Below are 13,486 nucleotides of genomic sequence, written 5' to 3' on the forward strand. Positions count from 1 at the left end.
ATGCTCTCTGAAACATAGTGTTTCAGTTATGAAACAATTCTCATTTTCGGTAAAAACGAACTGAATGGGCAGTCTTCATTTACTCTTCTTGAGATTCAGCGTTAAGATACTTAGTACAAGGCTTATTAAGAGAAGAATAAGCTAAAAGTAAAATAGGATCAGCCAGAGGAGGCAACATCATGAAAGAATACCGTTTTCCAGAAGGTTTTTTATGGGGAGGCGCGACGGCAGCCAACCAAATAGAAGGCGCCTATAATCAAGGAGGCAAGGGACTGAATATAGCAGACGTCCTTCCCGGCGGAAAAGGGCGCTATGAAATTTTAACAAGGCCGGGCTTTGACTTTGAGATCCATCCTGACGATTACTATTATCCCAACCATGAAGCGATTGATTTTTACCATCGCTATCAGGAGGATATCGCTTTGTTCGCGGAAATGGGCTTCAAGGCTTTCCGGATGTCGATTGCGTGGACGCGGATTTTTCCGAACGGGGATGAAGCTGAAGCAAATGAAGAGGGATTGGCATTCTATGACCGTGTCTTTGATGAGCTTCATAAGCATGGCATTGAGCCGGTCGTAACACTCTCCCACTATGAAATGCCGCTTCATCTGGTGAAGGAATATGGCGGCTGGAGAAGCCGGAAGGCCGTTTCTTTTTTTGAAAAATATACAAGGACAGTTTTAACCCGTTATAAGGATAAAGTAAGGTATTGGATGACCTTTAATGAAATCAACAGCGGCCTTGTCATGCCGATTCAGGGGCTGGGCTTTTCCATCCAAGAAGAAAAAGACCGTTATCAAGCCACATTCCAGGCGTATCACCATCAATTTGTCGCCAGCGCTCTTGCAGTGAAGCTGTGCCGGGAAATCAGCCCTGAATCCAGGATCGGATGCATGATCCTGTTTGCCCCTGTGTATTCTTATGACAGCAATCCGGCCAACGTTATGCACAGCTTAAGGGAAGAACAGCTCTTCAACTATTTTTGTGCAGATGTGCAGGTCAGGGGAGCATATCCTTCCTATATGGACAGATACTTTAAAGATCATGGTATCCAGCTTGAAATGGAAGAAGGAGACCTGGATATTATCAGCGAAGGGACTGTCGATTATATCGGCTTCAGCTATTATATGTCCCGCACCGAGAAGAAGGAGAAGTCAGATGATGAAGCTTCACAGGGCAATCTGATCGGAGGCGTCCGCAATCCGTTCCTGAAGAGGAGCGACTGGGGCTGGGAGATTGATCCAGAAGGGCTGCGAATCAGTTTGAACATGCTGCATGACCGCTACCAGAAGCCGCTTTTCGTAGTTGAAAACGGTCTGGGTGCCTATGATGAACCTGAGGAAGACGGCACAATCAATGATGAATACCGGATCGATTACCTGCGCGGCCATATTGAAGCGATGGGGGAGGCCATTGAAGACGGAGTTGATTTGATGGGCTATACAAGCTGGGGCTGCATCGACATGGTCAGCATGTCGACGGGTGAATTCTCAAAGCGCTATGGCTTCATCTATGTGGACAAGCAGGATGACGGAACCGGCACCATGGAGAGAAGCAGAAAGAAATCTTTTTATTGGTATAAGGATGTAATCGGGACAAACGGGCGTACACTATAGGGTACAAGAACCCGGATGTACCCAGTCTAAGGCTGCTGTAACCGGCAGCCTTTTTATTTGGGCAGGCATCCTATTCAAGGGAGATGTCACAATGAGTATTATCCTCGCATTATTGGCCGCTCTTTTCGCCTCAATGACCAATATCCTGGCGAAAATCGGGATGGAAAATGTAAACACCAACCTGGCAACTGCCGTCAGGACGATCGTTGTCCTGATCCTCGCTTTCCTCATGGTCCTGATCACAGGCAAGTTCGGCACAATCGCTGCGATACAGCCGAAAGCCATGCTTTTCATTATTTTATCAGGCTTCGCCACAGGGCTGTCCTGGCTGTTTTTCTTCAAAGCGCTGGGAATCGGCGAGGTTTCCAAGGTCGTGCCGATTGATAAGTCCAGCATCGTCCTGACGATCATCCTCTCCATTTTGCTGCTTGGCGAGCCCGCAGCGCCCCAAATCCTGGCCGGAGGTGCCCTCATCACCATTGGCACCTTCGTGCTGATCGGCAAAAATGAAGACAAAAAGAGATTCACCGGATCACAAAGCTATATTGTGTACGCGATATTGGGCGCTGTTTTTGCTGCCCTGACCTCAATCCTGGCCAAAATCGGAATGGAGGGGGTAGATTCCAATGTCGCTACCTTTCTGAGGACCATCGTCATTCTCCTGTTTGCATGGGCCATTGTTTTTTACCAGAAGACATACCGGGAAATGAAAACTATCTCCTCCAAAGGCTATCTGTTTCTCATCCTTTCGGGAGCGGCAACAGGGCTGTCCTGGCTCTGCTACTTCGGGGCGCTCGCGATTGGCAAGGTCTCCGTTGTGGCTCCGATTGACAAATTCAGTGTGGTGATCACTATGATTTTGAGCTTCGTTATTTTAAAAGAAAAAGCGAGAAAGCATACGATTGTGGGCGGGGCAATCATCACTTTGGGGACGGTTTTTCTTGTTTTCTGATCGAATCCCGTCTTTCTTTTGGGACGGATCATGCAACATCCTTGCTGACGGGCATCCATAACCCTGCTAACTCTTTCATGCAGCAAAACCAATAGATACAACCAGCAATCCTCTGCGTTATCTGTCAGGGGATTTTTTTCCTTTCTATCCCCGCAAAAGCCCCCAAACATGCTATGTTAAAAGAATGATATAGGAGGATGGCCTCATTAATGATTGTCCGCAAACATGCATACATATAAAACAGACCAAAATGCAAAGGTAGTGTCCAGATGATAAAAGAAACCTTAATAAACCCTGAAGCCTGCTACCGGGAGGCGGAGAAGAAGGCCGCTGCCTATTTTCAGGCTCTATTTGCGCAGGCATCAGAAAAAAGCTTTATCCCTGTTCTGGAAAGAGACTTTCATTCATGGAAAAAGAATCATCGGCAGACATCGTCTTTTTTGCCGTTTTTTTCACGGAAAAACAGAAAGCCTGATTCCAAAGCTTATCATTCTTATATCAAGTGGCTGGAATACAGGGGCAAGCTGGATGATTATCTGGACCGGAGCATTTCTTATTTATATATGAGGGATTTGGGGAAATCCCTTGATGACCGGGATACGAAGGAAAGCATCGGAAGGGCAGTGGAGAGCCTGAAGGAGCGTCTCACGGCACCGAAGCAGCAGGAAGCAGAGTATTTCGGCATGGCCGGGCTGTACAGATGGGCTGAGAAAGAGGGCATCCAATCAGCTGTCATCTGGCTGATGGAAAAATTGCAGCAGACTGCACGGAATATCCCTGAAGGCATGGATGCTGCCCATGCCCAGCGGAAGCTGATTAAGATCATTGCAGGCGTACTGATGCATGAAACTGAAGCTATGAAAGAAGGGATAGAGGCAGGGGAGCGGAAAAGAAGATTGGAACGGGCTATCAGGCTTGGCTATTCTTATGGACTGACTTATCCTTTCATAGATGATCTGCTGGACAGCCGGGTACTGTCTGAAGATGAGAAAAAACAGTTTTCTGAGCTGATCCGCACTACCCTGACAACGGGTAGCGTCCCGCCGCTTGGCAGGTGGCAGCGTGCTATTCTGCCTTTTATCACCTATGTACATAATGAGCTGCGGGAAGCCTTCCATTATATAAAAGCCCAGCAGACGCCGGAGACGCTGGCCAGCTTCCTTGAACAGGCTTATGTCTTTTTCCAGTCCCAGGAGGTGGACCGGCAGAAGGATCTGAATGATTCATCATACACAAATGAAGAATTGTATATTCCCGTTATCCTGAAGTCGTCCTCGTCGCGCCTGATTGTCCGTTCCGTACTGAACAGTGGAAAGGATGACGGCTTTGACAGCCGGACCTTTTATTATGGAATCTACAACCAGCTTGCCGATGATTTTGCTGATCTGTTTGCTGACCTGGAGGATGGGGCGGTCACCCCTTATACATACTACCTCACCCATTACAGGGCGCGGCATGACCTGCTGAATCCGTTTGAGGTGTATTGGACCGTTATTATCCACCTGATCCATGATGTCTACGGTTCCAATCCAAAAGCGAGGGAAGTAATTTTGGACCGGGCCATCAATGGTTTAAAGCGAAGCAAGGAGAGGTTCGGAAAAGAAAAATACAGGGAAGTCATGGAGCTGTTTGCACCCGGAAGCCCGGAGTTCAGCCGGCTGATTCAGCAGATGGCCGCAAAGGCCGCTGATGTCGACTTTTTCGATAAGCTGCTTAGAGACCATATGCTTGACAGCCTGCAAAAGGAGCGGCTGGGGCAGGAGGATTTCCGGTATAAAGTGGAGGAGGTGCAGAAAAGGATTAATAACGTGCTTCCGATTGAGGATAAAGATCTGCTGATGGGGGAGCCTGTCCGGGAGGCGGCCAATTACAGCCTGGCAGCCGGGGGAAAAAGGCTGCGGCCTGTCATTGCCTGGTTTGTGGGCGTTGAGGCATACGGTATGGAGGAAACTGCTTTGATGCCGCTTCTCCGGTCCTTGGAATACATGCACACAGCTTCTCTGATTTTCGATGATCTTCCGGCCCAGGATAATGCTCCGAGCAGAAGGGGGAAGGCTGCTGTCCATGAGGTATATGGCACGGCAGCAGCTGAGCTTTCCGGTCTTTATTTGACGCAGAAAGCTATGGAGGATCAGGCATCGCTCACCTCTTCCACGCCGGATGCGGTCCTGGAACTGATCCGCTATACCGCCCGTTCAACCGCTAAAATGTGCCGCGGGCAGGCGATGGACCTTGAGGCGAAAGGAAAAGCATTGACGGCAGGGGAGCTGGATGCTCTTTGTTTTTATAAAACAGGCATTGCCTTTGAGGCGTCCATCATCATGCCGGCCATCCTTGCAGGAGCAGAGCAGGATGAAATTGATGTCCTGAAAAAATTTGCCCGGCATGCCGGGATCGCATTTCAGATACGGGATGACCTGCTCGACGTGGAGGGAGATCCGATGCTGCTCGGCAAGCCGGTAGGAACGGACAGCAGAAACAAGAAGGAAACATATGTATCGGCACTTGGGAAGGATGGCGCCAAAAGGTCGATGTGGGAGCATTATTGTTCGGCAGCTGAATTGCTTCAGGAGCTGCGGGGGGAGTTTGCCTTTTTGGGATATCTGCTGGATTATATGGTCCATCGTGAAAAATAAAATAGATTGCGTACGGCTGCTGTAAAGCGGCCTTCTTCTATTTTTAGCGAGCACACTATCATTTTCTTTCAATACTTGCCAATTTTATCATTATGATCTATAATATATATAGATTATATATAATATAAAATATACTTAACGGAGGACTATCATGGTTGTTATGGATTTTAAAAATATGCTGTGGAACTATACACGGGAAATCAGCGAAAATACAAATGTGATTATCACTTCCATTTGTGAGCAATATGGACTTACAAGCCTTCAGATCCGGATACTGGTCGAAGTTCAGCAGCATGGTTCCCATACAATCGGCAGCCTTGCATCCCGTCTGAACATGGCTGGCACCAATATTTCAACCATGTGCAAAAAACTCGAAAAGCTGGAATTCCTGAGGCGGTTCCGGGATCCGAATGATGAGCGCGTCGTCAAGGTAGCTCTTACCGAGAAGGGTGCTCAAACAGTTGAGGAAATGAATGCAGCACTGATAGAGAGGATTTCTTTTTCCATAAAAGACGAATCCGATGAGTCGCTTACTGACATTATTGAAGGCCTTAAAAAGCTGAATGAACTGCTGGAAAGAATGAAATAAATAAGCTCAAGACATCAAAGGAGATATGAAGAATGTGGCAGGAAATATTATCAACGTACGCTTCAATGTTTGATTGGCATATGTGGGCGGAGATGCTGACCTCATCAAAAGCATGGGGGATGATTTTATCGCTGGCGGTCCTTGAATGTATACTATCAGCCGATAATGCACTGGTCCTGTCGGCTTTCGTCAAGCCGCTGCCTAAAGATCAGCAGAAGAAAGCCCTCATTTTTGGACTGTGGGGAGCTTATCTGTTCCGATTCATCTTCATCGGTCTCGGTACGTTCCTGATCAAGTTATGGTTCATCAAATTGATCGGTGCCTTGTATCTGCTATGGCTGTCCGTTAAGTTCTTTATGGACAAGCTGAAAAACAAAGAGGAAGGCGAAGAGGATGAGGCCCGCAAGCCAAAAGGCTGGCTTGTTACGACATTCGGGCTCTTCTGGGCAACCGTCATCAGTGTCGAGCTCATGGACCTGGCGTTCTCAGTCGACAGCATCCTGACCGCCCTGGCTGTATCAGAGGAAGTCTGGGTCATCCTGCTCGGCGGCATGATCGGCATCCTGCTGATGAGGGGTGTTGCAACCTTCTTCATCAGCCTGATGAACAAAGTGCCTGAGCTGGAAACGACCGCTTATGCACTGATTACTTTCATTGCGGTTAAAATGGGACTGACACTGGTCGAAATCCATATACCGAATGAAATTTTCATCGGCGTGATGATCCTTGCGTTCATTGTTACCTTTATCATCCACGCTATCCGCAAAAACAGGACAGAGAAATTCTCACACTGATTAAAACGCCCGGCAAAGCTGGAATCCAGCTTTTAGCCGGGCGTTTTTTGTATTGGGAAAAATGGAATGAAGGTTTCACAATTTGGCTATTCACAGCCATTGGCTAATCTGGCAGCAGGTGAAAGAATAGACCTCCGCCTATTCCTGTGTTTAGGACAGCCCCTGATGGGAAGAGAGAATGGTAGAGCAAATAATAGGAGGAATCAGATTATGAGCAAAACCATTTTCATTACCGGTGCAGGCAGCGGACTTGGAAGAGGGGCTGCCATCGGCCTTGCCAAAAAGGGGCATAAAATCATCGCGACAACAGAAATTACACCGCAAAAGACAGATCTTCTCAGGGAAGCACGCGATCTTGGACTTGATATGGAGGTATTCAAGCTGGATATCACCAATGAGCGTGACCGGGCTCAGATAGAGGAATACGATTTTGATATTTTTGTGGCCAATGCGGCCATCAATGAAGGCGGACCGCTCGGTGAAGTGCCAATGGACCGCTTCAGGGCTTTATTTGAAGTGAATGTGTTTTCCACTTTGGAGACTGTTCAAATCGCTGCCCGGAAATTCGTCAAAAAAGGCAGCGGCAAAATCATTTTCTTGAGCTCGATGGCAGGCATTTCCGCAACTCCTTATGTCGGACCTTACACCGCTACTAAGCATGCTATTGAAGGAATTGCACAGACATTGAAGAGCGAGCTCGAGGGATTTGGCGTAAAAGTTGCCACGATCAATCCAGGCGCCTATAACACGGGGTTTAATGACCGCAGCGCCGAGGAAATATGGAAATGGTACGATGAAGATAAGAATTTTACCAGGAAAGAAGATATGCTCAAGCAGCAGGAAGGGCTGAAGCATCAATTCGATCCGGAGGACATGATTGAAAAAATGATTGAAATCATTCCGGCGGACCATCACAAATTCCGTACGGTCCATCCGCAGGAAACCGAAGAACAATTGAAGAAAACCCAGCAGGAGCGCTGGGAGATGGAGATATAGGATAAGGGGTGCCAGGCACCTGCTGCGGCAGGTACTGGCACTTTTTTTGTCACTATTTGAAGTCTGCAGGCATATTTCCCCGGAAATGGTCGAATGCAATGGTATTGTGAAGATGTCGTGCCAGGCACCGGCCGTGGACAGAATAGGTTGTAGTGTCCATATGGAGTGTCAGGCACGGTCATTACAGGGAATGTATTTTTTGTAGAATTAGGCCGATTTTATGTAGAATAACTGAAAAACTTGGTAGAAAAACTTATATTTTATGTAGAATACTAGGAAACTTATGTAGAATCGAATGGCAAATGACTGATAAAATGCCGGTCCGAAGCCAATCGGACCGGCATTTTTTTACATTAAAAACTCACTAACTAGCACCAAGCCTTCAAGCAGAAATTTCTTACTTCATCACTTTAAAACGGCCATACATAAAAATGTAAACGGTTACTTAAATATTTAAAATAATTTAAATTGACTGACTAATTTTGCTGTATTATTATACTAATATTAATAATTTTTCGCTCACCGAAATAATAAATTCAGAAAAGGAGGGAGTTCCCTATGTCCCAAATGTTGGCAGTTGTTATTCTTGTTTTAATTTTATTCATCGGAGATTTTGTGGCAGTCCGTACGAAGGCATGGGTGCCTTCCATCTTTGTGTGTGCGGTATTATTCCTTGCAGGATATTGGACATTTTTTCCGCAGGATATCGTCGCGCTGGCAGGTGTGCCGCCGGTTGTTGCGACACTAATGATGTATCTGCTGATTACAAATATGGGTACGCTCTTATCGGTCAAGGAACTGAAGGATCAATGGAAAACGATTGTTATTGCTATTTCCGGCATCCTTGGCATCATCGCCATACTCTTCGCAGTCGGAACATTTATCTTCGGCTATCAGACGATTGTTGTGGCAATTCCGCCGTTGGTCGGAGGTGTAGTCTCTGCCTTGATCATGTCAGAGGGTGCAAAGGAAGCGGGGCTTGCTTCACTGTCCGTGTTCGCCATTGTCATCTATGTGATGCAGGGGTTTGCAGGCTATCCGATTACATCCTTTGTTTTGAAAAAAGAAGGAAAGAACCTGCTGGAAGCCTATCGCAAGAATGGCGGTGCCACACTGAAGGAACCGCAGCCTGCCAAAGCGGAAATGGCAGCGGCGGCTGAGGCTCCAGCCGCGCCGGAGCTCAAGCTGTTCAGGAGTATGCCGGAAAAATACAATACCGATTTCTTCAAGCTGCTGCGCCTTTCGGTCGTTGCTTTCCTGGCCTACCAGGTTTCCGCCTGGCTGGCGCCTGTTGTCAGTGTGAGCCCGTTTGTCATCTGCCTGCTGTTTGGCGTAATCGCCACAAGCTTAGGCTTCCTGGAAAAGCAGGTCCTCCAAAAGGCCAATGCCTTCGGTTTCGCAATTATGGCCTTGATGCTCTTTATCTTTGATGGTCTGAAGCAGGCAACACCGTCCATGATGCTGCAGATCATCGGGCCGCTGGTCGGCACTATTGTGCTTGGCGTCATCGGGATGTACATCTTCTCCTTTATTGCCGGAAAAATTCTCGGCGTCAGCAAAAATATGGCTTTCGCCGTATCATTGACAGCTTTATACGGATTCCCGGCAGATTATATAATCACGAACGAAGTGATTAAATCACTGACCGAAGATGAGGAAGAAAGGGAGATGCTGACTAGCCATATGCTTCCGCCAATGCTCGTCGGCGGCTTCATCACCGTCACCATCGTTTCCGTTGTCCTCGCAGGGTTCTTTGTCAGCCTCTTATAAAGAAAGGAAGGATTAGAACATGAGTCTAGTAAAAGAGCAGCTTGCTGCCAGAATAGAGAAGCATATAGAAGCGCTGAGTCATTTTACGGCTACGCCTGGAAAGGGTACAACACGGCTCACCTACAGTCCGGAAGACCTTCAGGCCCGCAATTATATTAAGGGAAAAATGAAAGAAATCGGATTGGAAGTCACTGAGGACGGCCTTGGAAATATTTTTGGAAAGCTCGAAGGAACCCTGGAGGATGCACCAAGCGTGCTGATTGGCTCACATTTTGATTCTGTTCCGAATGGCGGCTCCTATGACGGACCGGCAGGCGTTGTGGCAGGTCTTGAAGTGGCTGCGCTGTTTGCAGAGAATAATGTGAAGCCGAAATACCCGCTGGAAGTCATCGCAATGGTGGAAGAGGAAGGCTCCCGCTTTGGAGGCGGTCTCATGGGGTCGAGAGGTATCACCGGGCTGATGTCCGAGACAGAATTTTTCAAGCTGGCAGACCGGGATGGCGTGCTGGCGAAGGACGCAATGGAGAAAATCGGGCTGGATCCTTCTCTTCCAAAGCAGAGGGACCCGAAAACGATTAAAGCGTTCCTGGAGCTGCATATCGAACAAGGGCCAATACTCGAGGAAAAAGGTATCCCGATCGGTGTGGTAGAAGCGATTGTCGGTCTGACCCAGCTGGAAGTAACTGTGAAGGGGCAGGCAGGCCATGCCGGGACGACTCCGATGGACCGCCGCTCAGATGCACTCGCTGCGGCGGCTGCCATCATTGCCGGGCTTTCGGGACTGGCTGAAGCAGAAGGGGAAGGGAGCGTTCTGACCGTCGGCCGCCTGAATGTTTTTCCTAATGGAGCCAACGTCATCCCGGATAAAGTGGTGTTCTCAGTGGATATCCGCTCAGGCAAGGAAGAGCATGTACTGAATATGGTTGAAAAAGTGAAAGAACGAATCGGCTCCTACGATGGCGGCGCAATTCAGACCTCCGTCGAACAGCCGCTGTATATGAAGCCTAAAGCAATGAACGAGGAAATCCTGACGCTATTTAAAGAAAAAAGCGCTGAATTGAATATTCCATACTGCCCGATCAACAGCGGAGCCGGGCATGACGCAATGGTCCTTTCCGATTTCACGGACGTAGGCATGCTGTTCATTCCAAGCAGGAACGGCCTGAGCCATTGTCCTGAAGAATGGTCAGATTCCAAGGATATTGCGAAAGCCGTCGAAATTTTCTATGAAGCAGCAAAGAAGCTGACGGAGGCTGAGTAAGATGCTCCACCCTGCAATCAAAGCCTCTATTCAGGCTGGCAGAGAAGAGCTGGTCAGCATCCGGAGGAAGCTTCACAGCGAACCGGAGCTTCCGTGGGAGGAAGAGAAAACAACAGAGTTTGTGGTTACCTCTCTTGAAAAACTCGGCATTCCCTTCAGGAGGATGAACCCAACCGGGGTGTTGGCTGAAATCACCGGCGGCAAACCCGGAAAACGGGTGGCCTTGAGGGCAGATATGGATGCCCTTCCTGTTGATGAGCTGAATAACAATTTGCCTTATGTGTCAAGCTCTCCCGGAAAAATGCATGCCTGCGGACATGATGCCCATACAAGCATGCTGCTTGCCGCTGCGAAGGCCCTTGTGGAGATCAAAGGCGAGCTGCCAGGCACCGTCCGCCTGATTTTCCAGCCGGCTGAGGAAATTGCCGAAGGGGCGAAGGAGATGGTGAAGCAGGGAGCGATGGAAGGGGTCGACAATGTGTTCGGCATCCATATCTGGTCCCAGATGCCGACGCATAAAATCTCTTGCACTCCTGGCCCGTCATTTGCTTCCGGCGATATATTCAGAATCAAGTTCAAAGGACGGGGCGGACACGGTGCCATGCCGCACGAATGCATTGATGCCGCTGTTGTCGCATCTTCCTTTGTCATGAATGTCCAGGCAGTCGTATCACGGGCCATCGATCCGCAAAGCCCGGCCGTCTTGACAGTCGGCAAGATGTCAGCCGGCACCCGCTTCAACGTCATTGCGGAAAATGCCGAGATTGAAGGAACGGTCCGCTGCTTTGATGCGGAAACGAGGGATCATGTCGAAAAGCTGCTGAAGCAATTTGCAGAGCAGACCGCCTCTGTCTACGGGGCAGAAGCCAAGGTGGAATATATCCGCGGCACGGATGCTGTCATCAATGAGGAACAAAGTGCAGGATTGGTGCAGAAGATCGCGGAAGAAGCTTTCGGGAAAGAAGCGATCTATCATGAAAAGCCGACAATGGGCGGCGAGGACTTCAGCATCTACCTCGCACACGCACCAGGCAGCTTCGCACTCGTCGGCAGCGGCAATCCTGATAAAGATACCGAATGGGCTCACCACCACGGACGTTTCAACATAGACGAAGACGCACTCACAACAGGCGCAGAGCTTTATGCGCAGTATGCATGGGTGTATCTGAATGATTAGTGTGGGTGCCAGGCACCGCAGATGGACAGATTGGGTAAAAGTGTCCATGGGCGGTGCCTGGCACTTTTTTTGTTGCCAACTCAGCTTAATCAGTATGCGTCTGAGCTATGAAAAGGAAAACGGGGGAAGTGCACCTTCCCCCGTTTTTTACTCTATCTCTAAAACATAAGCCCTCACAATAATCCCATCACCAGCCGGCTCAAAATCATACTGCGGCAGCCTTTTAAATCCAAAGCCTTCGTAAAGTTTCATCGCGTTTTTCATAAAATCGCCTGTGTGCAGGCCGATTTTATGGAAGCCCTGTTCCTTTGCGCGGCGGATGCATTCAGAGATGAGAGCTTTCGCAATGCCCTTGCCCTGAAATTCAGGAGCAACGGCAAGCATCCGGATTTCCGGGTAATCCAGTTCCTCCACATAACCTTCATAGGCATCAGTCCTGGCCGGAAAAAGGGCGACGCTGCCGGCGAGCCTGCCATCCTCCTCGGCAATGATCAGCTCCACGCCCGGCTGCTGGTCAGCATCAGAGGATATCGCTTTTTTTAATGCTTCCCAATGCGGTCCTGGAATGCTGCCGGTATGGGCCGAATAGGCGGAAACCCGCTGCTCGCGGATGGTCCCGGTCATCTCCTTTTCCGCATTGCGGATGATTACGCCGCTCATCTGCCATCTGCTCCTTTTTTCAAAAACTTTTCTGTCTTACCGCTGAGCTTTTCACGTCCATGCTCTGTGTTCCATACTGACAATTCCGGACCCTTTGGCAGGATAGCCGGCTCTGTCTTGTCGGTTGAGATGGTGATGGACAAATGATAGTGCTGCTTAATTGCATCAAAGTCAGTGGTATCGCCAAATCCCGGTGTCTGGTAAAGATCGCGGGCGTAGCCCCATAGATGCGTATATTCACGGATCAAATTCCGGTTTGTGTTGAACGCGGTATAATAGGCAGCGTCAAATCGGGCAAGGGTTGTGTAGAGCCTCACATCTGAATCGGTGATATAGTCGCCGAACAGGAATCGCTGGCCGGAAAGCCTTTGCTCCAGCTCATCAAGTCGTGCGAACAGCTTATCGTATGCCTCTTCATAGGCCCCCTGCGAATGCGCAAACCCGCATTTGTAGACGCCATTGTTTACATCATGAAAGATGCTTTCATTCAGTTCGTCGATGTCAGCTCTCAGGTCTTCCGGATAGAGGTCAGGTGCATCTTCTTTATGCAATGCAGCCCATTCTGTCTCAAAATAGTTTGTGAGCTTAAAATAGTCGTTGTGGACGGCCTTTTTTTCTTTTATATCAACCATGACCGGCACCGTCGGCCTGCCGTCATAATCAGGGTCTGCGTTTTTGTATACTTCGCTCATATACTGAATGCCAAGAACAGGATCACGTCTTCCTTCATCAAGGGAGAATTCCCAGTCAACATGCTGAAGGCGGGGCCGCATCGGGCTGGCTGTGCCAAGGCTGATGCTTTCCTCCAGGCCGAGCACCTTCCGGACAATAACTGAACGGTGCGCCCAAGGACAGGCGGCAGACCATAAAAGGCGATATCTTCCCGCTTCGACAGGCAGCTTATCCGGCCCCTCGCCAAAAGGAGTCATAAACCGGTTCGTCTGCCGCTTGAAAGATCCATCAGAGGAAATCTCCTTCGGCTTATTGCTTGAAGGCAATTCACAATTTGAACCTTGAGATGATTGTGGCAATGTA

The 13,486-nt window shown here is 48.8% G+C and carries 11 protein-coding genes; 9 read left to right on the forward strand and 2 right to left on the reverse strand.

The features are described from left to right. Positions 1 to 179: 179 nt before the first annotated feature. The 9 genes from CYJ37_RS20860 to CYJ37_RS20900 all read left to right on the forward strand — a co-directional run bounded on the left by CYJ37_RS20860 (position 180) and on the right by CYJ37_RS20900 (position 11,791). On the forward strand, positions 180 to 1,616 hold the full coding sequence (locus tag CYJ37_RS20860; RefSeq protein ID WP_101551591.1) for a glycoside hydrolase family 1 protein: 1,437 nt from the start codon (positions 180 to 182) through the stop codon (positions 1,614 to 1,616). Between the two features lie 91 nt (positions 1,617 to 1,707). Further along, a complete protein-coding gene (locus CYJ37_RS20865; protein WP_101551593.1) occupies positions 1,708 to 2,568 on the forward strand; it encodes an EamA family transporter in 861 nt (286 codons plus the stop codon). 269 nt (positions 2,569 to 2,837) lie between these two features. After that, a complete protein-coding gene (locus CYJ37_RS20870) occupies positions 2,838 to 5,204 on the forward strand; it encodes a polyprenyl synthetase family protein (RefSeq protein ID WP_101551595.1) in 2,367 nt (788 codons plus the stop codon). A 151-nt stretch (positions 5,205 to 5,355) separates the two neighbouring features. After that, on the forward strand, positions 5,356 to 5,793 hold the full coding sequence (locus CYJ37_RS20875) for a MarR family winged helix-turn-helix transcriptional regulator (RefSeq protein WP_101551597.1): 438 nt from the start codon (positions 5,356 to 5,358) through the stop codon (positions 5,791 to 5,793). 32 nt (positions 5,794 to 5,825) lie between these two features. Then, entirely contained in the window at positions 5,826 to 6,587 is a 762-nt protein-coding gene (locus CYJ37_RS20880; protein WP_022543473.1) for a TerC family protein, read from the forward strand. 210 nt (positions 6,588 to 6,797) lie between these two features. Then, the gene (locus CYJ37_RS20885; RefSeq protein WP_094769113.1) at positions 6,798 to 7,583 is read left to right on the forward strand and encodes an SDR family oxidoreductase; all 786 of its coding nucleotides are present in this window, start codon (positions 6,798 to 6,800) and stop codon (positions 7,581 to 7,583) included. 558 nt (positions 7,584 to 8,141) lie between these two features. Continuing rightward, positions 8,142 to 9,353: a hypothetical protein gene (locus CYJ37_RS20890; RefSeq protein WP_094769112.1), complete on the forward strand. Its 1,212-nt coding sequence runs from the start codon at positions 8,142 to 8,144 to the stop codon at positions 9,351 to 9,353. A 19-nt stretch (positions 9,354 to 9,372) separates the two neighbouring features. Further along, positions 9,373 to 10,614, forward strand: coding sequence for a Zn-dependent hydrolase (locus CYJ37_RS20895; protein ID WP_101551599.1), 1,242 nt, complete (start codon positions 9,373 to 9,375; stop codon positions 10,612 to 10,614). A 1-nt stretch (position 10,615) separates the two neighbouring features. Further along, the gene (locus CYJ37_RS20900; protein WP_101551601.1) at positions 10,616 to 11,791 is read left to right on the forward strand and encodes an amidohydrolase; all 1,176 of its coding nucleotides are present in this window, start codon (positions 10,616 to 10,618) and stop codon (positions 11,789 to 11,791) included. A 147-nt stretch (positions 11,792 to 11,938) separates the two neighbouring features. On the opposite strand, the gene CYJ37_RS20905 is transcribed toward CYJ37_RS20900, so the two are convergent. Next, complete coding sequence (locus tag CYJ37_RS20905; RefSeq protein WP_101551603.1) at positions 11,939 to 12,451, reverse strand: GNAT family N-acetyltransferase; 513 nt, start codon at positions 12,449 to 12,451, stop codon at positions 11,939 to 11,941. Continuing rightward, complete coding sequence (locus CYJ37_RS20910; RefSeq protein WP_374703164.1) at positions 12,448 to 13,380, reverse strand: glutathione S-transferase family protein; 933 nt, start codon at positions 13,378 to 13,380, stop codon at positions 12,448 to 12,450. The genes CYJ37_RS20905 and CYJ37_RS20910 overlap by 4 nt, the downstream gene beginning before the upstream one ends. Positions 13,381 to 13,486 lie beyond the last annotated feature (106 nt).

It is taken from the genome of Bacillus sp. UMB0728, assembly GCF_002858875.1.
Lineage (GTDB): Bacteria > Bacillota > Bacilli > Bacillales > Cytobacillaceae > Bacillus_AB > Bacillus_AB infantis.

Bases quoted from the DNA above. Each gene is read 5' to 3' on its own strand.
- CYJ37_RS20880 (WP_022543473.1), top strand. From the start codon at position 5,826: ATGTGGCAGGAAATATTATCAACGTACGCTTCAATGTTTGATTGGCAT.
- CYJ37_RS20895 (WP_101551599.1), top strand. From the start codon at position 9,373: ATGAGTCTAGTAAAAGAGCAGCTTGCTGCCAGAATAGAGAAGCATATA.
- CYJ37_RS20870 (WP_101551595.1), top strand. From the start codon at position 2,838: ATGATAAAAGAAACCTTAATAAACCCTGAAGCCTGCTACCGGGAGGCG.
- CYJ37_RS20860 (WP_101551591.1), top strand. From the start codon at position 180: ATGAAAGAATACCGTTTTCCAGAAGGTTTTTTATGGGGAGGCGCGACG.
- CYJ37_RS20875 (WP_101551597.1), top strand. From the start codon at position 5,356: ATGGTTGTTATGGATTTTAAAAATATGCTGTGGAACTATACACGGGAA.
- CYJ37_RS20890 (WP_094769112.1), top strand. From the start codon at position 8,142: ATGTCCCAAATGTTGGCAGTTGTTATTCTTGTTTTAATTTTATTCATC.
- CYJ37_RS20865 (WP_101551593.1), top strand. From the start codon at position 1,708: ATGAGTATTATCCTCGCATTATTGGCCGCTCTTTTCGCCTCAATGACC.
- CYJ37_RS20900 (WP_101551601.1), top strand. From the start codon at position 10,616: ATGCTCCACCCTGCAATCAAAGCCTCTATTCAGGCTGGCAGAGAAGAG.
- CYJ37_RS20885 (WP_094769113.1), top strand. From the start codon at position 6,798: ATGAGCAAAACCATTTTCATTACCGGTGCAGGCAGCGGACTTGGAAGA.
- CYJ37_RS20905 (WP_101551603.1), bottom strand. From the start codon at position 12,451: ATGAGCGGCGTAATCATCCGCAATGCGGAAAAGGAGATGACCGGGACC.
- CYJ37_RS20910 (WP_374703164.1), bottom strand. From the start codon at position 13,380: ATGACTCCTTTTGGCGAGGGGCCGGATAAGCTGCCTGTCGAAGCGGGA.